At 63.5% G+C, this 19,257-nt stretch carries 14 protein-coding genes; 6 read left to right on the forward strand and 8 right to left on the reverse strand.

Translation table 11 applies throughout. From position 1 onward, the window contains the following. Positions 1–9: 9 nt before the first annotated feature. The 3 genes from V6093_RS19925 to V6093_RS19935 all read left to right on the forward strand — a co-directional run bounded on the left by V6093_RS19925 (position 10) and on the right by V6093_RS19935 (position 6,174). Complete coding sequence (locus V6093_RS19925; RefSeq protein WP_144000487.1) at positions 10–4,950, forward strand: Hpt domain-containing protein; 4,941 nt, start codon at positions 10–12, stop codon at positions 4,948–4,950. After that, complete coding sequence (locus V6093_RS19930) at positions 4,943–5,416, forward strand: chemotaxis protein CheW (RefSeq protein WP_003249336.1); 474 nt, start codon at positions 4,943–4,945, stop codon at positions 5,414–5,416. Before V6093_RS19925 ends, V6093_RS19930 begins: the two co-directional genes overlap by 8 nt. Before the next feature lie 140 nt (positions 5,417–5,556). Then, positions 5,557–6,174, forward strand: coding sequence for a hemolysin III family protein (locus tag V6093_RS19935; protein ID WP_003249338.1), 618 nt, complete (start codon positions 5,557–5,559; stop codon positions 6,172–6,174). On the opposite strand, the gene V6093_RS19940 is transcribed toward V6093_RS19935, so the two are convergent. The 3 genes from V6093_RS19940 to V6093_RS19950 form a co-directional block, all read right to left on the reverse strand. Then, positions 6,175–6,894, reverse strand: a complete 720-nt coding sequence (locus V6093_RS19940) for a 16S rRNA (uracil(1498)-N(3))-methyltransferase (protein WP_108078307.1) — start codon at positions 6,892–6,894, stop codon at positions 6,175–6,177. A 148-nt stretch (positions 6,895–7,042) separates the two neighbouring features. Next, positions 7,043–8,449 carry an adenosylmethionine--8-amino-7-oxononanoate transaminase gene (locus V6093_RS19945; RefSeq protein WP_003249342.1) on the reverse strand — a complete coding sequence of 469 codons (1,407 nt, stop codon included), beginning with the start codon at positions 8,447–8,449 and terminating at the stop codon, positions 7,043–7,045. A gap of 79 nt (positions 8,450–8,528) precedes the next feature. Continuing rightward, a complete protein-coding gene (locus V6093_RS19950) occupies positions 8,529–9,020 on the reverse strand; it encodes a hypothetical protein (RefSeq protein WP_003249344.1) in 492 nt (163 codons plus the stop codon). A gap of 209 nt (positions 9,021–9,229) precedes the next feature. Here V6093_RS19950 and V6093_RS19955 point away from each other — a divergent pair, with 209 nt between their 5' ends. From V6093_RS19955 to V6093_RS19965, 3 genes are all read left to right on the forward strand, one after another. Beyond that, entirely contained in the window at positions 9,230–11,089 is a 1,860-nt protein-coding gene (locus V6093_RS19955) for a flavin monoamine oxidase family protein (protein ID WP_265980095.1), read from the forward strand. A gap of 199 nt (positions 11,090–11,288) precedes the next feature. After that, positions 11,289–11,840 carry a cytochrome b gene (locus tag V6093_RS19960; protein WP_003249347.1) on the forward strand — a complete coding sequence of 184 codons (552 nt, stop codon included), beginning with the start codon at positions 11,289–11,291 and terminating at the stop codon, positions 11,838–11,840. A gap of 32 nt (positions 11,841–11,872) precedes the next feature. Beyond that, entirely contained in the window at positions 11,873–12,451 is a 579-nt protein-coding gene (locus V6093_RS19965) for a YceI family protein (protein WP_003249350.1), read from the forward strand. A gap of 140 nt (positions 12,452–12,591) precedes the next feature. Here V6093_RS19965 and V6093_RS19970 read toward each other — a convergent pair whose 3' ends face one another. The 5 genes from V6093_RS19970 to ahcY all read right to left on the reverse strand — a co-directional run bounded on the left by V6093_RS19970 (position 12,592) and on the right by ahcY (position 19,249). Further along, on the reverse strand, positions 12,592–14,481 hold the full coding sequence (locus V6093_RS19970; RefSeq protein WP_265980097.1) for a DEAD/DEAH box helicase: 1,890 nt from the start codon (positions 14,479–14,481) through the stop codon (positions 12,592–12,594). A gap of 218 nt (positions 14,482–14,699) precedes the next feature. Continuing rightward, positions 14,700–15,488 carry an ABC transporter substrate-binding protein gene (locus V6093_RS19975; RefSeq protein ID WP_012053904.1) on the reverse strand — a complete coding sequence of 263 codons (789 nt, stop codon included), beginning with the start codon at positions 15,486–15,488 and terminating at the stop codon, positions 14,700–14,702. A gap of 169 nt (positions 15,489–15,657) precedes the next feature. Continuing rightward, on the reverse strand, positions 15,658–16,734 hold the full coding sequence (locus V6093_RS19980; RefSeq protein WP_004576716.1) for a hypothetical protein: 1,077 nt from the start codon (positions 16,732–16,734) through the stop codon (positions 15,658–15,660). Positions 16,735–16,827: 93 nt separating this feature from the next. Further along, on the reverse strand, positions 16,828–17,673 hold the full coding sequence (metF, locus tag V6093_RS19985) for a methylenetetrahydrofolate reductase [NAD(P)H] (RefSeq protein WP_003249357.1): 846 nt from the start codon (positions 17,671–17,673) through the stop codon (positions 16,828–16,830). 166 nt (positions 17,674–17,839) lie between these two features. Then, the gene (ahcY, locus tag V6093_RS19990) at positions 17,840–19,249 is read right to left on the reverse strand and encodes an adenosylhomocysteinase (protein WP_003249358.1); all 1,410 of its coding nucleotides are present in this window, start codon (positions 19,247–19,249) and stop codon (positions 17,840–17,842) included. Between the last annotated feature and the right edge of the window lie 8 nt (positions 19,250–19,257).

Consider the following 19,257-nt stretch of genomic DNA (forward strand, 5'->3'; position numbering starts at 1 on the left):
ATAGTGACCATGGCTTCTGCAGTAAGCCCCGAGCGTCACGAAACAGTGGCGCTGGCCTGGACCAAGGCCGCCATCCTCGATTGCCTGGGCCAGGCACGGCAGGCGCTGGAGCGCTTTGCCGGCGAGACGGGTGACCTGTCGATGATGGCTTTTGTGGTCGACAACCTGCACCAGGTGCACGGCTGCCTGCGCATGCTCGAACTGCGCGGCGCCACGCGCCTGGCCGAGGAGCTGGAGCTGTTCGCCAAGGCATTGGCCGACGGCCAGGTCAGCCCCCGGGGTGATTGCCTGGGCGCATTGTTCCGCGGCCTGGAGCAGTTGCCCTCGTACCTGGAGCGGTTGCGCGGTGCCCGCCACGACCTGCCACTGGTCATGCTGCCGTTGCTCAACCAGCTGCGTGCCTGCCGTGGGGAGGAACCGCTGGCCCAGGCCAGCCTGATGACCGGTGCCGCCCAACGCTTTGCGGGTGACGATGACCTTGCCAACCTCGACCTGTCGCTGGGCAACTGGCGTGACCAGTTGCAGGCCGGGTCAGGGCGCGATGCGCTGCGTTCGGTGGTGACTGCACTGTGCGACGACTTGATGCGCATCAAGGAGCGCCTGGACCAGTACGGCCGCGGCGACCGTCAGCACAGCGAGCAGCTCGATGCGCTGCTGGCACCGTTGCGCCACGTGGCTGACACCCTGGCGGTACTGGGCTTTCAGCAACCGCGGCGGGTGATCATCGACCAGGTGTTGGCGTTGCAGGCATTGGCTCAGGGCGAGCGGGCGGTGGACGACGCGGTGTTGATGGACGTGGCGGGGGCCCTGCTGTACGTGGAGGCCTCCTTGAACGGCATGGTCGGCCCTTTGGAGGAAAGCGGCCAAGGCAGCCTGCCAGGCTCGGACCTGGCGGAGATACGCCAGCTGGTGCTGCATGAAGCGCTGAACGTGTTGCAGCAGGCCAAGGATCTGATCGGCGATTACCTGGAGTCCGACTGGCCCCGGCAACGCCTGCAACCCTTGCCGGGGCTGTTGCAGCAGATCCGCGGGGCACTGGCCATGTTGATGCTGCCCGCCGTGGCCGAGCTGTTTGTCGGCTGCGCAAGCTATGTGCAGCGTTGGTTGCAGCACCTGGAGGAAGAGCCGCCGGTTGATGAGCTGACGCACTTGGCTGAGGCGCTGAGCGCTGCCGAATGCTACCTGCAATGGCGGGCGGCCGACCCGCTGGCCGATGGCCAACCCTTTATCGAGATGGCGCGGGCCAGCTTGGCGGCGCTGGGTGTGCAGTGCGCGGTGGTTGGGGTCAGCGCAGACCTGGACGGCAGTGGCGACGGCATCGATGACGAGCTTCGCGAGGTGTTCCTTGATGAAGCGGGCGAGCTGCTGCCGGAAATCGAGCGCCACTGGCTGCGCTGGCGTGCCGACAACCAACAGCGCGAGGCGCTGGGCGAAGTGCGTCGCGCGCTGCATACACTCAAAGGCAGTGGCCGCATGGTGCATGCCGAGGCGGTGGCTGAACTGGCCTGGGGCGCCGAGCACCTGCTGAACCGGGTGCTCGAGGGCCGCAGCGTGCTCACCCCGGAAGGGGTTGTAGCGCTGCAGCAGGTGTTCGTTCACCTGCCTGACTTGCTGGCCGACTTTGCCGCCGGCCAGTTGCCGCAACTGACTGAAATCGAGCAATTGGCCGGGCACCTGCACAGCCTGGCCGAAAACGATGCCCCGGCGGCTGCCGGTGTCGATGGCCTCGATCCGCAGTTGCTGGGCATTTTTCGTACCGAGGCGCAGGGCCATCTGGCCAGCCTTGAGGTTTATCTGCAAAGCGCCGGTGGCCACGACACGCCGGTCAGCGATGACTTGCAGCGTGCCTTGCACACGCTCAAAGGCAGTGCCGCCATGGCCGGGGTGATGCCGGTCGCCGAACTGGCCACCGCCTTCGACCGCCTGGCCCGTGAATACAAGGGTCATCAACTGCCACTGCAAATGGCCGAGATGGAGTGGCTGGAAGCTGCGCGGTCGTTGTTCCATCTGGGCTTGGCGCAACTCGATAGCACACCGCTGGCCGCCATTCCCGGCGCCGCGGAACTGATCGAGCAGGTGGGCCAGGCCGTGGACGGCCGCCTGGCCAGTCTGCATGAAGACTCGCACCCTGCCGGCCGCAGCAAGCGTGATCCGCAGTTGGTCGCCAGCTTCCTGGCGCAGGCCATGGACATTCTGCTCGATGCAGAGACGTTGTTGTCGCGCTGGCAGCAACAGCCCGGCCAGCGTGACGCACTGGATAACCTGCTCGACCAGATGACCACCCTGGGGCACGCTGCGCACCTGGCCGACCTGTGGCAGATGGATGAGGTGTGCGAGGCGTTGCTGGACCTGTATGGCGCGGTGGAGGAGGGCAGCCTGCCTGCCGATTCCCGCTTCTTCAGCCAGGCCCAGCGGGCCCATGAGGCCTTGCTGGACATGCTGGACGAAGTGGCGGCCGGGCAGGATATTCCACCGCGCCCGGAGCTGGTCGACAGCCTGCGCAACCTGCTGGACCAGGCCCTGGCGCCGGATGCCACCGGCCTGGTGGGCATCGACACGGTCACACCGCTGCACCCGGACATGGACCTGGCCGATACCTTGGGGCTGCCACACCCGCCGTTGCAGCCGCAGGTGGCAGAGCCGCTTGCCGAGGCGCCGGAAAGCCCCGGCGAAGAGCTGCTGGAAGTGTTCCTGGAAGAAAGCTCGGACATCGTCGAGAGCGCCGCAGCGGCCCTGGCGCGCTGGCAGGCCGACCCGCGCAGCAGCGTCGAGGTGGACAACCTGATGCGCGACCTGCACACCCTCAAAGGCGTGGCGCGCATGGTCGAAATCACCCCGATCGGCGACCTGGCCCACGAACTGGAGTTCCTCTACGAGCTGTTGGCTGCGGGTAGATTGCCGCCAAGCGCGCCACTGTTCGCACTGCTGCAGAACTGCCACGACCGGCTGGCGCATATGCTTGACGCTGTGCGCCTGGGGCAGCCGCTGCATGCCGCCACGGCGCTGATCGACTACATTCGCAACTTCAGCAGCGCCGCACTGACAGACACTGCCGCAGGCCAGGGGCCGCCAGAAGCTGCAACCGCCGAAGTTCCGGCAGCAGCACCAGAGCGGGCACCGGGTGACATGGTCAAGGTCGACGCCGAGCTGCTCGACGACCTGGGTAACCTGGCCGGCGAGCACTCGATCATCCGGGGGCGCATCGAGCAGCAGGTCAACGACGCGCAGTTCGCCCTCAACGAGATGGAAACCACACTCGAGCGCATGCGTGATCAGTTGCTGCGTCTGGATGTCGAGACCCAGGGGCGAATCTCCAGCCGGCAGCAGTTCGAAGGCGATGCCTATGACGACTTTGACCCGCTGGAAATGGACCGCCACTCCCAGCTGCAGCAGCTGTCACGGGCCCTCTTCGAGTCTGCCTCGGACCTGCTGGACCTGAAGGAAACCCTGGCTCAGCGTGCTCAGGAGGCCTACAGCCTGCTGCAACAGCAGGCGCGGGTGAACAGCCAGTTGCAGGAGGGCCTGACTGCCACCCTGATGGTGCCGTTCGAGCGCCTGGTGCCGCGCTTGCAGCGCGTGGTGCGGCAGGTGGCCAGCGAGCTGGGCAAGCAGGTGGAACTGGTGGTTGGCAATGCCGAGGGCGAACTGGACCGCAGCGTGCTGGAACGTATGGTGGCGCCGCTGGAGCATATGCTGCGCAACGCCGTTGACCACGGCCTGGAAAGCCGCGCAATGCGCCTGGCCGCCGGCAAGCCGGAGCAGGGTACCATTCACTTGAATTTGCTGCATGAGGGCGCCGATATCGTCATCGAAATGACGGATGATGGTGCTGGCGTGCCACTGGAAGCGGTGCGGCGCAAGGCCATCAAGCGCGGCCTGCTGGACCCGCAGGCGCAGTTGAGTGACCACGAGATCCTGCAGTTCATCCTGCGGCCAGGCTTTTCCACCGCCGAAAAGATTACACAGATTTCCGGGCGTGGGCTGGGCATGGATGTGGTGCACGAGGAGGTCAAGCAACTGGGTGGCTCGATGAGTATCGAGTCGGCGCAGGGCAAGGGGGCGCGTTTCCTGATCCGCCTGCCGTTCACCGTGTCGATCAACCGTGCGCTGATGGTGCACCTGGGCGAAGAGCAATACGCCATTCCGCTCAATACCATCGAGGGCATCGTCCGCGTGCCACCTGCCGAGCTTGCGGCGTGCTACCAGCTGGACTCGCCGCGCTATGTCTATGCCGGCCACGAATACGAGCTGCGCTACCTGGGCGAGTTGCTGCAAGGCCTGCCGCGCCCGGCGCTGCTGGGGCAAAGTGTGCCGTTGCCGGTGCTGCTGGTGCATTCCAAGGAGCAGTCGTTCGCCATCCAGGCCGACAACCTGTCGCCCAGCCGTGAGATCGTGGTGAAAAGCCTGGGGCCGCAGTTTGCCGCGGTTGCCGGGTTATCGGGGGCGACACTGCTGGGCGATGGCCGGGTGGTACTGATTCTTGACCTGCTGGGCCAGCTGCGCGGCCAGCAGCGACGGCTGGCCCGCCTGCCCGGAGGCGGTAGCCAACGCCAGTTGCTTGGCCCGGCACCGCGCCGTGCCTTGCTGGTGATGGTGGTGGACGATTCGGTAACCGTACGCAAGGTTACCAGCCGCCTGCTGGAGCGCCACGGCATGAGCGTGCTCACGGCCAAGGATGGCGTCGATGCCATGGCCCTGCTGGAAGAGCACCGGCCCGACGTGTTGTTGCTGGACATCGAAATGCCGCGCATGGACGGCTTCGAGGTGGCCACACGCATCCGCCGTGACGCACGGTTGAAAGACTTGCCGATCATCATGATCACCTCGCGTACTGGGCAGAAGCACCGGGACCGCGCCATGGCCATCGGCGTCAACGAATACCTGGGCAAGCCGTACCAGGAGTCGCTGCTGTTGCAGAGCATCGCCCATTGGAGCCAGGCCCATGCTTGAACTGATTTCCGGCCAGCGCAGCAGCCTGACCGGGCTGTTGCTACCGTTGGGGGACCGCACGCTGGTGTTGCCCAACGTGGCGGTGGCCGAGTTGAGCGGGCAGCGTAACCTGGTGTGCCAGCATGGCGACCCCGCCTGGCACCTGGGGTGGATTGACTGGCGTCAGCAACGCCTGCCGTTGATCGGTTTCGAGGCCGCGTGCGGTGGTGAGACGCCGTGCGGGGAGCGGGCTCGCGTGGTGGTGCTCAATGCTTTGGGCGATACCGGCTTGCGGTACCTGGCGCTGTTGCTGCAGGACATTCCGCGCTCGTGCAAGCTCGACAGCCAGCTGAACTACGTGGATGTGGCGCTGGGCAGGTTGGAGCTGGCGGCGGTGCAGGTGGGTGAGCAGGTGGCGCGGGTACCGGACCTGGTCGCCTTGGAAAGGCTGGTGCGTGACGCGGATCTGCAACCTGACCTTGGTTAGGATGTGAGGCGCAGGGCCTCTTCGCGGGTAAACCCGCTCCTACAATGGCTGCGCGCTCAGTTGTAGGAGCGGGTTTACCCGCGAAGGGGTCATCATCATCACAACAGGAACCCAGCCCACCTCAGGAGGTCTGTGTTTGCATGTATTACGGTGAACGCTTCAACGCCTGGACCCACCTGGTCGGTGCCGTCCTCGCTGCTATTGGTGCCATCTGGCTGATCGTGGTCGCGGGCCTGCAAGGCGACCCGTGGAAGATCGTCAGCTTCTCCATCTACGGCGGCACGCTGCTGTTGCTGTACAGCATCTCCACCCTGTACCACAGCACCCGTGGGCGGGCGAAAGTGATCATGCGCAAGCTCGACCACCTGTCGATCTATCTGCTGATTGCCGGCAGCTACACGCCGTTTTGCCTGGTCAGCCTGCGCGGCCCTTGGGGATGGAGCCTGTTCGGCGTGGTCTGGGGGCTGGCGATCATCGGCATGTTGCAAGAGATCAAGCCGCGCTCCGAGGCGCGTATCCTGTCGATCATCATCTACGCAGTGATGGGCTGGATCGTGCTGGTTGCAGTCAAACCACTGCTGAACTCGCTGGGCACTGCCGGCTTCGCCTGGCTGGCTGCCGGCGGCGTGTTCTACACCGTCGGCATCATTTTCTTCGCCTTCGACAGCCGTTTCCGCCACTGGCATGGCATCTGGCACCTGTTCGTGATCGCTGGCAGCCTGATGCACTTCGTGGCGGTGTCGTTCTACGTGCGCTAGTTAAAAATCGCCCCACAACTGCTGTGCCACCGACAGCGCCACCACCGGCGCGGTCTCGGTGCGCAGCACGCGCGGGCCAAGGCGTGCTGCGTGGAAGCCGGCGGCTTTGGCCTGCTCGACTTCGGCTTCGCTCAGGCCGCCTTCGGGGCCGATCACGAAGGCCAGGGTTGCGGGCTTTGCATGGCTGGTGAGCGGCTCGGCCACCGGGTGCAGGACCAGCTTCAGGTCAGCCTTGGTGCTGCTCAACCATTCCGCCAGAGGCACGGGTGGGTGAATGACTGGCAAGGTAGAACGCCCGCATTGTTCACAGGCGCTGATCGCCACTTGGCGCCAGTGGACCAGGCGCTTGTCGGCGCGTTCGTCTTTCAGGCGCACTTCGCAGCGTTCGCTGACGATCGGGGTGATTTCGTTGGCGCCAAGTTCGGTGGCCTTCTGGATCGCCCAGTCCATGCGCTCGCCACGGGAGAGGCCCTGGCCCAGGTGCACATGCAGCGGTGAATCGGCCTGGCCGGCAAAGGCCTGGTCAAGGCTGACGCGGACAGTTTTCTTGCCCACCTCGAGCAACTGACCACGGAATTCCTGGCCGCTGCCATCGAACAGCTGCACGGCGTCGCCGGGTGCCATGCGCAGCACGCGGCCAATGTAATGGGCCTGGGCCTCGGGCAGGTCGTGCTCGCCAAGGCTCAGGGGGGCGTCGATGAAGAAGCGGGACAGTCTCATGGGTTTGCTCGGTAAATAGAGAGACGCAGATCCCCTGTGGGAGCGGGCGTGCCCGCGAATCAGGCGCCGCGGTGCCTGGCAAGGGCTTCGCCCTTGTTCGCGGGCTCGCCCGCTCCCACAGGAAAAGTGGTGTGGCGAATTGCCGGGCCTAGCCCGGGTCGCGGAAGTCGGGATGGAAGTTGGCCGGTACTGCGACACTGACGCTGTCGCGGGTGGCGATATCGATGCCTTCGCTGGCCACTTCGGCAAGGAAGTCGATCTGCTCGGGGGTGATCACGTACGGCGGCAGGAAATACACCACGCTGCCCAGCGGTCGCAGCAGGGCGCCGCGGGTCAGGGCGTGCTCGAACACCTTCAGGCCACGGCGCTCCTGCCAGGGGTAGGCAACCTTGCCTGCCTTGTCTTGAACCATTTCGATGGCCAGGGCCATGCCAGTCTGGCGTATTTCGGCAACATGAGCATGATCGGCCAAATGTGCAGTGGCTGTGGCCATGCGCGTGGCCAGGGCCTTGTTGGCCTCGATCACGTTGTCCTGCTCGAAGATATCCAGGGTCGCCAGCGCTGCAGCGCACGCCAGCGGGTTGCCGGTGTAGCTGTGCGAGTGCAGGAACGCGCGCAGTGTCGGGTAGTCGTCGTAGAACGCCTGGTACACCTTGTCGGTGGTCAGGCAGGCGGCCAGCGGCAGGTAGCCGCCGGTCAGGGCCTTGGACAGGCACAGGAAATCCGGGCGGATGCCGGCTTGCTCGCAGGCGAACATCGTGCCGGTGCGGCCGAAGCCCACGGCGATCTCGTCATGGATCAGATGCACGTCGTAGCGGTCACAGGCCTCGCGCAACAACTTGAGGTACACCGGGTGGTACATGCGCATGCCACCGGCACCCTGTATCAGCGGCTCGACGATCACGGCGCTGATCGAGGCGTGGTGTTCGGCCAGGGTCTGCTCCATGGCCTGGAACATGTTGCGCGAGTGCTCTTCCCAGCTCATGCCCTCGGGGCGCAGGTAGCAGTCAGGGCTTGGCACCTTGAGGGTGTCGAGCAGCAGCGCCTTGTAGGTTTCGGTGAACAGCGGCACATCACCCACCGACATGGCGGCAATGGTTTCGCCGTGATAGCTGTTGGTCAGGGTGACGAAGCGCTTCTTGTCCGGTTTGCCGATGTTCTGCCAGTAGTGGAAGCTCATCTTCAGCGCCACCTCGATGCACGACGAGCCATTGTCGGCATAGAACACCCGGTCGAGACCGGCCGGGGTCATGGCGACCAGGCGCTCGGACAGCTCGATCACTGGCTGATGACTGAAACCGGCCAGGATCACGTGCTCGAGCTGGTCGACCTGGTCCTTGATGCGCTGGTTGATGCGCGGGTTGGCATGGCCGAAGACGTTGACCCACCAACTGCTCACCGCATCCAGATAGCGTTTGCCCTCGAAGTCTTCCAGCCACACGCCTTCGCCGCGCTTGATCGGGATCAGCGGCAGCTGCTCGTGGTCTTTCATCTGGGTACAGGGGTGCCACAGGACCTTGAGGTCGCGTTGCATCCACTGATCATTGAGGCCCATGGGCACTTCTCCTGGCTTTGCGGCGTGGTTCGACCGCGTAAGCCTAAGCAATGCCGCAGGGCAGGACAACCGCTGCCGTTCAATGGCGGTGGGTGCCGGTCCATTCGAGCTTGCGGATATGCACGGTGCCGGCGTGCGAGGTGGAGATGGTCAGGCGCCGAAAGGGGCCGTCAATCACCTGGTAGTAGGGGTGTGTAGCGATCGGGCCCGGGCGAGCGTCCCGGAAGCCGCTACCTTCGAGGGTGAGCCAGTAAAAAATGCGAGGGGATGGCGCAACCAGGTCATAGTCGATGTTCTCGGCATCGAACAACATGTGCAGGTCTTCGCTCAGAAAGTCGCTGACTACGTAGTATTCCAGCCGCAGGGACTCGACCTCTTGAGCGAACGCAATCGAAATTTCGCTGTGTTCACCAATGACCAGCTCGGTACCGTCCTCGCCCTTGAAGGCTTCGTGAAAGCCGATCCAGGACGTGCTGCTGGCGTGGAAGCTCAGGCCTGAGGCTGTGCGAAGTGTCTGCCTGTGTAACAGAAGCTGCCGCTCCACTTGGTTGAAACGCTCCTCGAAGATCATGCGCAGCACCCCCTGGCGGGCTTTTGGCCATCTTCGCCAGCTTCGCCTACCACCCTGTGACGTGGCTACTGGCAAAAATGTCAGTTGCCAAAAGGACTTGATGTCACTGCGCTGGCAGGGTGACCGGACCTGACGTATTCTTAACGCATCTTCCCGGGGCATTCCTGCCTCTCCCCGTTTCTGTAACCTCTGACTCGGAGTTCGCCGACATGGCTGCTGCTTGGGTGCGCCTGTGCGCGTTGGTATTGATTGGTGTGTCCAGCGGCGCTGCGCTGGCAAAAGACAAGACGCCCACGGCGATTGTCGTGGGGGGTGGCCTGGCAGGCCTGACGGCAGCCTACGAGCTGCAGAACAAAGGCTGGCAGGTGACCCTGCTGGAGGCCAAGGCGGGCATGGGCGGGCGTTCGGGCCTGGCCACCAGCGAGTGGATCGGCAACGCCAAGGCACAGCCGGTGCTCAACCAGTACCTCGACCGTTTCAAGCTTGAAACACTGCCGGCGCCCGAGTTCGTGCGTACCCCGGGTTACTTGATTGACGGCGAATACTTCAGCGCCAGCGACCTGGCCACCAAGCAACCGGCCACTGCTGAGGCGCTCAAGCGTTACGAGAAAACCCTTGATGACCTGGCCCGTTCGATCGATGATCCGCTGAACCCGCAGGCAACCAGCACGCTGTTCGCCCTTGACCAGATCAACGTCTCCACCTGGCTGGACAAACTGCAACTGCCGGCCACCGCCCGTCAGTTGATCAATCAGCAGATCCGCACCCGCTACGATGAACCGTCGCGCCTGTCGCTGCTGTACTTCGCCCAGCAGAACCGCGTGTACCGCGGCGTCAGCGACCGCGACCTGCGCGCCGCGCGCCTGCCCGGTGGCAGCCCGGTGCTGGCCCAGGCTTTCGTCAAGCAGTTGAAAACCATCAAGACCAGCTCGCCGGTTACCGCCATTGTCCAGGACAAGGATGGTGTCACGGTAAAAGTCGGCAGCGTCGGCTATAAGGCGGATTATCTGGTCATGGCTGTGCCCCTGCGCGCGCTGGCCAAGATTCAGATGACCCCTGGCCTGGACAGCCAACACCTGGCGGCGCTCAAGGGCACCAACTATGGTTGGCGCGACCAGATCATGCTCAAGTTCAAGAAACCCGTATGGGAAAGCCGCGCACGCATGTCGGGCGAAATCTTCAGTAACGCCGGCCTCGGCATGCTGTGGGTCGAACCGGCGCTCAAGGGTGGTGCCAATGTGGTGATCAACCTGTCCGGCGATAACGCTCGCCTGCTGCAGGCGTTTGGTGAAAAGCAGATGGTCGACCAGGTGTTGATCCGTCTGCATGCGTTCTACCCACAGGCCCGTGGTGCTTTCACCGGTTACGAGGTCAAGCGATACAGCGCGGACGCTGGCACGGGTGGTGCCTACCTGGCCTACGGTCCGGGGCAGATCAGCAAATACTGGCGCCTGTGGGAACGTCCGGTGCAGCGCATGACCTTTGCCGGTGAGCACACGGATGCCCTGTATCCGGGCACTCTGGAAGGCGCCCTGCGCAGTGGCCAGCGTGCGGCTAGCCAGGCACAGGACCTGTTGGCCGGCAAGTCGTTCGACCCGGCCAAGGCGCTGCCGGTTGCGGCGGCGGCAGGTGCGGTGGCCGCCAAGGAGAGCAAGGGCGGATTCTTCTCCAATATGTTCGGCGGTTCGTCCGACAAGGGCGACAAGGCTGACAAGGCGCCGGCCAAAGCTGAGCCTAAGCAGGCCGAAGAGGCCAAGCAGGACAAGCCAGGCTTCTTCAAGCGCCTGTTTGGCGGGGCGCAAACGCCAGAGGCGAAGGCTGAGCCAATTGCCAAGGCTGAGGAAGTGGCGCCTGCACCTGCGCCCGCTCCACAGGCAGCTCCGGCTCCTACAGCGCCTGCGCCTTTGGCCAAGGAAACGGCTGCCAAGCCTGCGGCAACCAAAGCCGCTCCCGCCAAGCATGCGCCCGCGCACAAGCCAGCCCACAAGGCTGCCGAGACGAAGAAGGCGACAGCCAAGTCGGAGCCTGCGAAGAAGGCTGTAACCAATACCCAGGCCAAGGCGGGCTGATCGATCGACAGTGCCGGCCTGTTCGCAGCCTGAGGGCCGGCACTGCAACCCCAACTCTCCGACTATCGTTAATGTTTTCTTAATGGTCAGCTAACAGAATAAATATCGGATTCCTCGATAATCCAAAGCAATTTTTTCCGCTTTTCTTCGATACGTTACGCGTTAGTCTGTGCATAGCTTTCACGGGGAAACACGCAACATGCAACTGCGCAATTCACCTTCTCGCTACGGCGTGGTCAGCATCATCCTGCACTGGGGCGTAGCACTCGCAGTCTTCGGCCTGTTCGGCCTGGGCCTGTGGATGGTCGGCCTCGACTACTACAGCCCATGGCGCAAAGCTGGCCCGGACCTGCACAAGAGCATCGGCCTGGTGCTGCTGGCGGTGATGCTGCTGCGGGTAGTCTGGCGTTTCATCAGCCCGCCACCACCGGCACCCACCAACCACGGCGCAATCACACGCCTGGCGGCCAAGCTGGGCCACCTGGCCCTGTACCTTGGTCTGTTTGCGGTGATGGCTGCCGGTTACCTGATTTCCACCGCCGACGGCGTCGGCATTCCGGTGTTCGGCCTGTTCGAAGTGCCGGCACTGATCAGCGACCTGCCTGACCAGGCAGATGTGGCGGGTGTGGTTCATTTGTGGCTGGCTTGGGGGCTGGTGATTTTTGCCGTGCTGCATGCCCTTGCCGCGCTCAAGCATCATTTCATCGACCGTGACGCGACCCTGACTCGCATGCTGGGCCGCAAAGCTTGACTCTCAACCTCAATTACACAGGAAGGAACAGGATGTTGAAAAAGACTTTTGCCGCTCTGGCGCTCGGTACCGCTCTGCTCTCTGCTGGCCAGGCCATGGCTGCCGAGTACAAGATCGACAAGGAAGGCCAGCACGCGTTCGTTGACTGGAAAATCAGCCACCTGGGCTACAGCTTCATCCACGGTACTTTCAAGGATTTCGACGGCAACTTCAGCTGGGACAGTGCCAAGCCTGAAGCCAGCAAGATTAGCGTCGACTTGAAAACTGCCAGCCTGTGGTCGAACCACGCCGAGCGTGACAAGCACATCGCCAGCGCCGACTTCCTCGACGTGAAGAAGTACCCGGACGCCAAATTCGTCTCCACCAGCGTCAAGTCGACTGGCGACAAGACGGCTGACGTGACCGGCGACCTGACCATGCACGGTGTCACCAAACCGGTGACGTTCAAGGCTACCTTCAACGGTGAAGGCAAGGACCCATGGGGTGGCGAGCGCGCTGGCTTCAACGCCACCACCACGCTGAACCTGAACGACTTCGGCATCAAAGGCCCAGGCGCTACTTCGCAGACCCTGGACCTGGATATCAGTGTCGAAGGTGTGAAGCAGAAGTAATTTCTGCTGGCTGAAGACCGAGGGGGCCGCTTTGCGGCCCTATCACGACACAAGGCCGCTCCTGCAGAGATCAAGAAATTCTCTGCAGGAGCGGCCTTGTGTCGTGATAGGGCTGCCAAGCAGCCCCCTCGGTACTTCTATCAGCCCTTGCGGGTCAGCAGCGCCGGGCGCTCACCGCGTGGGCGGCTTGGCAGGTCATCCAGTTGCTCAGGCGTCGGGAAGCGGTCCAGTTTGGACTCCTTGCGAATGATCACTGGCTGTTTTTCCGGCTGACGCGGGTTGCGCACGGCCGGCTCTTGCCGGGCAGCATCGTCACGCGCAGGGCGACCACGGCCACCGCCGCCATCACGACGGGCACCGCCACCGTTGTTGGCGCGGGGCGGGCGTTTCTCTCCGCCGGCACTGCCACCACTGCGTGGCTGGCCGCCATTGCGGGCTTGGCCTTGGCCGCCAGCGTTGCTGCGTTGACCATTGCCTTGCCCCTGACCTTGGCCAGCTCCACCTGGGCGACGGTTGCGGCCCTGGTTCTTGCCCTGGTACGGACTGACATAGTCGGCGCGGTTACCGAAGTTATCGACCTCGTCGTCCAGGAACTCTTCCGGGTCGCGGTCTGCTGGCGGTTTCGGCACGCCGTTATTGCTGGCCTGCTGTGGGCGTGGCTTCTTGTCGCGCGGCTTGCGCGGCTGCTGCTTGTCGCCACTCTTTTCCTTTTCGTCCGGCTTGGCCGCAGCTGGCTGCCTGGCTTTGCCTTTGTCCTTGCCTTTGTCCTTGCGGCCGCCGTTGCTGTCTTTAGCACCTTCGCCACGGGCTTGCTGGTTGCGGCCACCGCGGCCGTTGTTTTGCGGGCGCTCGCGTGCTTCAGGCTTCTCGGCTTCGACCTGGCTGGCGTCGAAGCCCATCAGGTCGCCATCCGCGATGCGTTGCTTGGTCACCCGCTCGATGCTCTTGAGCAGCTTTTCTTCATCTGGCGCGACCAGGGAAATAGCTTCGCCCGAACGACCGGCACGGCCGGTACGGCCAATGCGGTGGACGTAGTCCTCCTCGACATTCGGCAGCTCGAAGTTGACAACGTGGGGCAACTGGTCGATGTCCAGGCCGCGGGCAGCGATGTCGGTGGCGACCAGTACGCGCACGCTGTTGGCCTTGAAGTCGGCCAAAGCCTTGGTGCGAGCGTTCTGGCTCTTGTTGCCGTGGATCGCGGCAGCGGTCAGGCCTTGCTTTTCCAGGTACTCGGCCAGGCGGTTGGCACCGTGCTTGGTTCGGGTGAACACCAACACCTGTTCCCAGGCGCCCAGGGTGATCAGGTGCGCCAGCAGGGCACGCTTGTGGCTGGCAGGCAGCCGGTACACCCGCTGCTCGATACGCTCGACGGTGGTGTTCGGTGGGGTGACCTCGATACGCTCCGGGTTGTGCAGGAGCTTGTCGGCGAGGTCGGTGATGTCCTTGGAGAAGGTGGCCGAGAACAGCAGGTTCTGCCGCTTGGCCGGCAGGCGGGCGAGCACCTTCTTGACGTCGTGGATGAAGCCCATGTCGAGCATGCGATCGGCTTCATCAAGTACCAGGATTTCCACGTGGGCCAGGTCGACCTTGCCTTGGCCGGCCAGATCCAGCAGGCGGCCTGGGCAGGCGACCAGCACATCAACGCCTTTGGCAATGGCCTGGATCTGCGGGTTCATGCCAACGCCGCCGAAGATGCAGGCGCTGACCAGTGGCAGGTCACGGGCATAGACCTTGAAACTGTCATGCACCTGGGCTGCCAGTTCGCGGGTCGGTGTCAGGACCAGTACGCGAGGCTGGCGTGGGCCGTGGCGCTGCGATTTGTCGGGATGGCCGGCCGGGAACAGGCGCTCGAGAATCGGCAGGGCGAAGCCGCCGGTTTTACCCGTACCTGTCTGTGCGGCAACCATCAGGTCGCGGCCTTGCAACACGGCGGGAATGGCCCGCTGTTGCACGGGGGTCGGCTGGGTGTAGCCCGCAGCCTCGATAGCGCGGACAAGAGCCTCGGAGAGACCGAGGGAAGCAAAGGACATGGGCGATCCTGTTCTCGTGTGGGCTGGGCCCGTTGGGATGTTCTGCCTGGCGCGACGGGCATCGGTGAAATGCGATCGCGTCCGGTCCAGCTGGGCTTTCACTGCACATCCGGGAAACGGAGGCTGGACGCGAAGGGGCGTCGGTGCCGATCGGGATGCCTGTTGCGAGGCCGAGCGTCCGGGCGTGAGCCGGGCGGGAAGGCCCGAGTATAACAGAGCTATCGCGCTGTGCTGCTTTCCTGCTGCTCAACGGCGTTGAGAATGTTTCCAGTGTCGCTTGTATAGCGGTTGCTGATCGCTGCATAGGCCGGTTCCTGCTTGAACCGCTGCAGCTCTTCGGCAAAGGCCACGGCCAGTGCCTCGCGCCCAGGCTTGCGCACCAGGCCCAAATACTGCGCCTGGCGGCTGACTACCAGCGGCAGTTCTTCGACTTGCTGTTGCAGGCCGAGCTGGCGGAGCAGGTAATGCCCGACCCTGCGGTCGGTGATCGCCAGGTCGATACGGCCCAGCACCAGCTTGCCGAAGTTGGCTTCGTGGGTGGGTGCGGCTTCGCGCTTGAAGTGCGGGGCCTCGGTGAACGCTTTACCGTAGGCGTAGCCGGGCGAGGTGCCGACGGTGAGGCCGGCGAGGTCGTCCAGGTGGGTGACGGCATGGCGGCGCGAGCGGCTTTGGAACAGGACGAATTCGACCTCCGACATAGGTTCGGAGCCATACACCATGTAGGGTTGGCGCGCGTCCGTCTGGAAGATGTCGAGAATGCCATCGGCCAGGCCCTGCTCAGCCATCGCCAAGCAGCGCTTCCAAGGCAGGAATTGCCACTCCACTTCGACGCCGAGGCGTGCGAAGACCTGGCTGGCGACTTCGTAGTCGATGCCGCGCGGTTGGCCGTTGTGCTGAAACACATAAGGTGCCCAGTCGTCGGTTACCAGGCGCAAGCGTTCGCCCAGAGCCAACGGGCTCAGGCAAACGAGCAGGAGGATCCAGAACAGACGGGCGATATGTGGCATGGCCGGAGATTACGCGCTCGGCCGGTGTACGGTAAAGGCATGCACGATCGATGTGGGAGCGGGCGTGCCCGCGAACACCGGCGAAGCCGGTGCCAACGATCGGGTTACTCTCTTCGCGGGCACGCCCGCTCCCACAAAGCCGCGCAAGACAATGAATTTTGCGGGCACATCAGGCTTGAGTGGTTCGCAGCAGATGCGCCTCGATATCCTTGCGCCGCTCGCCCAGCGATAGCCGTAGCCCCGGATGGCGCAGGCACTGACGCAGCCGCTCGGGCTCCATGTAGCCGTAGCGGTCATTGAGGTTTTCCAGGGCCTTGTCCCACCAGGCGGACGCGCAGGCGCGGTCGAACTCATTGGGGTAGGGGTAGCAGCCATAGAGCAATTCGCGGGCGAACTGGCGCTCGTGGCTGGGCAGGGTCAGGCTCAGCGCTTTGTAACCCAGACGGTGCAGGGTGGGTGGTCGCGGCAGTTGGTCGTTGACCCGCGCAACGTCGGCCAGGGCCGAGGGGCTGAGTGGGTCGTGGTCGTGCTTGCGCAGCCAGGCCTGAATCTTGGCGCGGAACTGCGCCTTCCGGCTCCAGTAGTGATGGATGACATCGGTACACTCGGCCAGCTCCAGGTTGCGGTAGGCCGCCACTGCCAGGCAGAACTCCTCAAGGGTATAGGCCTCGCGAGCCAAGGGGTAGAATTCGTCCATCATGGCGATGGAGCGGTCCAGGGTGCCGCAGTCCTCGGCAGTGAGGCCGATAACGCCGGAATTGACGAGCGGCATCTGGCAGTCGGCCAGTCCCCGGGACTCGAGAAGGGTCAGCAGGTTTTTGTACAACAGGCACTTCTGGTCAGCGCCGTAGCGTGTGCCGATGGCGTTGCACAGCAGGCGGTTGGGCGCCACACGGGCGAACAGGTGCAACGGTGAAGTGCGGAAGAAGGTGTCTGTATCGATCAGTACTGCCAGCGGGTGTTGCTGCAGTACCTGGCGCAACAGCACATGCTTGCTGCGAAAGTGATAACCGTGCGGGGCATTCCATGCCTGGCGCGTGGCCTCGTCCAGCAGGTGGACGGTGACGGGCAGCTTGGCGTAGGGCTGCGCATTGTCGGTGTAAACCTGGATGTCCATGGCCTCGCCGGCTGCGCTGCCCAACTGGGCGAGGGCGCTGACGATGCTGAAGCAGGCTTCCTGATGGTAGGTTGCCGAGCCAAAAGCCAGGTAAACAAGCTGTGGGCGCGAAGGTTGGGGGTGCTGCATGGCAGGCGAGACCTGTTTAACCCGAAATTGAATAAGGCTTTAGTCTATGACCAAAGCCTTAATCATTTCTTAAACAGACTTTGCCAAAAGATTTCAGCGCGGCAGCTTCAGGTTGTTCCAGATCGCCAGGCTCGGTTCAGCCTGGTTCAAGGTATAGAAGTGCAGGCCCGGCGCGCCGCCTTGCAACAGCTGTTCGCACATGCGGGTAATCACTTCTTCGCCGAACGCCTGGATGCTGGCAGTGTCGTCGGCATAGGCTTCCAGCTGCTTGCGGATCCAGCGCGGGATCTCGGCACCACAGGCATCGGAGAAGCGGGCCAGCTTGCTGTAGTTGGTGATCGGCATGATGCCCGGCACCACCGGAATGTCCACGCCCAGCTTCTGTGCACGCTCGACGAAGTAGAAGTAGCTGTCGGCGTTGAAGAAGTACTGGGTGATGGCGCTGTCGGCACCGGCCTTGACCTTGTGCACAAAGTTGGCCAGGTCCGCCTCGAAGTTGCGCGCCTGCGGGTGCATTTCCGGGTAGGCAGCCACTTCCAGGTGGAAGTGATCAGCGGTTTCCTGGCGAATGAACTCGACCAGGTCACTGGCATAGCGCAGTTCACCACTGGCCATGCCCATGCCCGACGGCAGGTCGCCGCGCAGGGCGACGATGCGTTTGATGCCGGCGGCCTTGTACTCGGCCAGCAGGGCGCGCAATTCGGCCTTGGTGTCGCCCACGCACGACAGGTGCGGCGCGGCAGGTATCTTCACTTCGCTTTCCAGCTGCAGCACGGTATTGAGCGTGCGGTCGCGGGTCGAGCCACCGGCACCGTAGGTGCAGGAGAAGAAGTCCGGGTTATAGGTGGCCAGCTGGCGGGCGACGCCCATCAGCTTTTCGTGACCGGCGTCGGTCTTGGTCGGGAAGAACTCGAAACTGTAGCGGCGTTCTTGTGACATCAGGCGTTCCTCTGGCAACAAGCGTCTAGCGGCAAGCTGCAAGTAAAAGCCAGATCGGTGATGGCCGGTCTGGCTTGGGCGTCGTTCAAGATCTGTGTTTCTGGAGCTGCAAGTGGCAATGGCACGGTATGCCTTTGCTTGCCACTTGCAGCTTCAAGCTTGCCGCTTAGTAGCGGTAGGCGTGCGGCTTGAACGGGCCTTCGACGGTCACGCCGATGTAGTCGGCTTGCTGCTTGGTCAGCTGGGTGACCACGCCGCCGAAGCCGCGGACCATTTCCAGGGCCACTTCTTCGTCGAGTTTCTTCGGCAGCACTTCCACGGTCAGGCGCTCGGCTTTCTTTTCGGCCGACAGGTCAGCGAACTTCTGCTCGAACAAGAAGATCTGTGCCAGAACCTGGTTGGCGAACGAGCCGTCCATGATGCGGCTTGGGTGGCCAGTGGCGTTGCCCAGGTTGACCAGGCGGCCTTCGGCCAGCAGGATCAGGTAGTCGTCGTTCTGCGGGTCGAAGCTGCCAGCGCCGGTACGGTGGATCTTGTGAACCTGCGGCTTGACCTCTTCCCAGGCCCAGTTCTTGCGCATGAAGGCGGTGTCGATCTCGTTGTCGAAGTGGCCGATGTTGCAGACTACGGCACGCTTTTTCAGGGCCTTGAGCATGTTGGCGTCGCAGACGTTGACGTTACCGGTGGTGGTCACGATCAGGTCGATCTTGCCCAGCAGAGCCTTGTCGATGCTGGCTTCGGTGCCGTCGTTGATACCGTCGATGAACGGCGAGACCAGCTCGAAGCCGTCCATGCAGGCCTGCATGGCGCAGATTGGGTCAACTTCGGAGACCTTGACGATCATGCCTTCCTGACGCAGGGACTGGGCCGAGCCCTTGCCCACGTCACCGTAGCCGATCACCAGGGCCTGCTTGCCCGACAGCAGGTGGTCGGTACCACGCTTGATGGCATCGTTCAGGCTGTGACGGCAGCCGTACTTGTTGTCGTTCTTGCTCTTGGTGACCGAGTCGTTGACGTTGATCGCCGGGACTTTCAGCTCGCCCTTGGCCAGCATGTCCAGCAGGCGGTGTACACCGGTGGTGGTCTCTTCGGTCACGCCGTGCACGCGGTCCAGTACCTGCGGGTACTTCTTGTGCAGCAGTTCGGTCAGGTCACCACCGTCGTCGAGGATCATGTTGGCGTCCCATGGCTGGCCATCTTTCAGGATGGTCTGCTCCAGGCACCACTCGTACTCTTCTTCGGTTTCACCTTTCCAGGCGAACACCGGGATACCGGCGGCGGCGATCGAGGCGGCGGCCTGGTCTTGAGTCGAGAAGATGTTGCAGGACGACCAGCGCACTTCGGCACCCAGGGCAACCAGGGTTTCGATCAGCACGGCAGTCTGGATGGTCATGTGGATGCAGCCCAGGATCTTCGCACCCTTGAGCGGTTGCTCGGCCAGGTACTTGCGACGCAGGCCCATCAGCGCAGGCATTTCCGATTCGGCAATGATGGTTTCGCGACGGCCCCAGGCGGCCAGGGAGATGTCAGCGACTTTGTAATCGGTAAAACCAGCAGGCATGTTTGCAGCGCTCATGAGAGCCT

Source organism: Pseudomonas putida group bacterium ESBL64, assembly GCF_045277175.1.
In the GTDB taxonomy this organism is placed as follows: domain Bacteria; phylum Pseudomonadota; class Gammaproteobacteria; order Pseudomonadales; family Pseudomonadaceae; genus Aquipseudomonas; species Aquipseudomonas alloputida.

Excerpts from the sequence above, each read along its gene's own strand:
- V6093_RS19925 (WP_144000487.1), top strand. The coding sequence starts at position 10 with ATGGCTTCTGCAGTAAGCCCCGAGCGTCACGAAACAGTGGCGCTGGCC.
- V6093_RS19930 (WP_003249336.1), top strand. The coding sequence starts at position 4,943 with ATGCTTGAACTGATTTCCGGCCAGCGCAGCAGCCTGACCGGGCTGTTG.
- V6093_RS19935 (WP_003249338.1), top strand. The coding sequence starts at position 5,557 with ATGTATTACGGTGAACGCTTCAACGCCTGGACCCACCTGGTCGGTGCC.
- V6093_RS19940 (WP_108078307.1), bottom strand. The coding sequence starts at position 6,894 with ATGAGACTGTCCCGCTTCTTCATCGACGCCCCCCTGAGCCTTGGCGAG.
- V6093_RS19945 (WP_003249342.1), bottom strand. The coding sequence starts at position 8,449 with ATGGGCCTCAATGATCAGTGGATGCAACGCGACCTCAAGGTCCTGTGG.
- V6093_RS19950 (WP_003249344.1), bottom strand. The coding sequence starts at position 9,020 with ATGATCTTCGAGGAGCGTTTCAACCAAGTGGAGCGGCAGCTTCTGTTA.
- V6093_RS19955 (WP_265980095.1), top strand. The coding sequence starts at position 9,230 with ATGGCTGCTGCTTGGGTGCGCCTGTGCGCGTTGGTATTGATTGGTGTG.
- V6093_RS19960 (WP_003249347.1), top strand. The coding sequence starts at position 11,289 with ATGCAACTGCGCAATTCACCTTCTCGCTACGGCGTGGTCAGCATCATC.
- V6093_RS19965 (WP_003249350.1), top strand. The coding sequence starts at position 11,873 with ATGTTGAAAAAGACTTTTGCCGCTCTGGCGCTCGGTACCGCTCTGCTC.
- V6093_RS19970 (WP_265980097.1), bottom strand. The coding sequence starts at position 14,481 with ATGTCCTTTGCTTCCCTCGGTCTCTCCGAGGCTCTTGTCCGCGCTATC.
- V6093_RS19975 (WP_012053904.1), bottom strand. The coding sequence starts at position 15,488 with ATGCCACATATCGCCCGTCTGTTCTGGATCCTCCTGCTCGTTTGCCTG.
- V6093_RS19980 (WP_004576716.1), bottom strand. The coding sequence starts at position 16,734 with ATGCAGCACCCCCAACCTTCGCGCCCACAGCTTGTTTACCTGGCTTTT.
- metF (WP_003249357.1), bottom strand. The coding sequence starts at position 17,673 with ATGTCACAAGAACGCCGCTACAGTTTCGAGTTCTTCCCGACCAAGACC.
- ahcY (WP_003249358.1), bottom strand. The coding sequence starts at position 19,249 with ATGAGCGCTGCAAACATGCCTGCTGGTTTTACCGATTACAAAGTCGCT.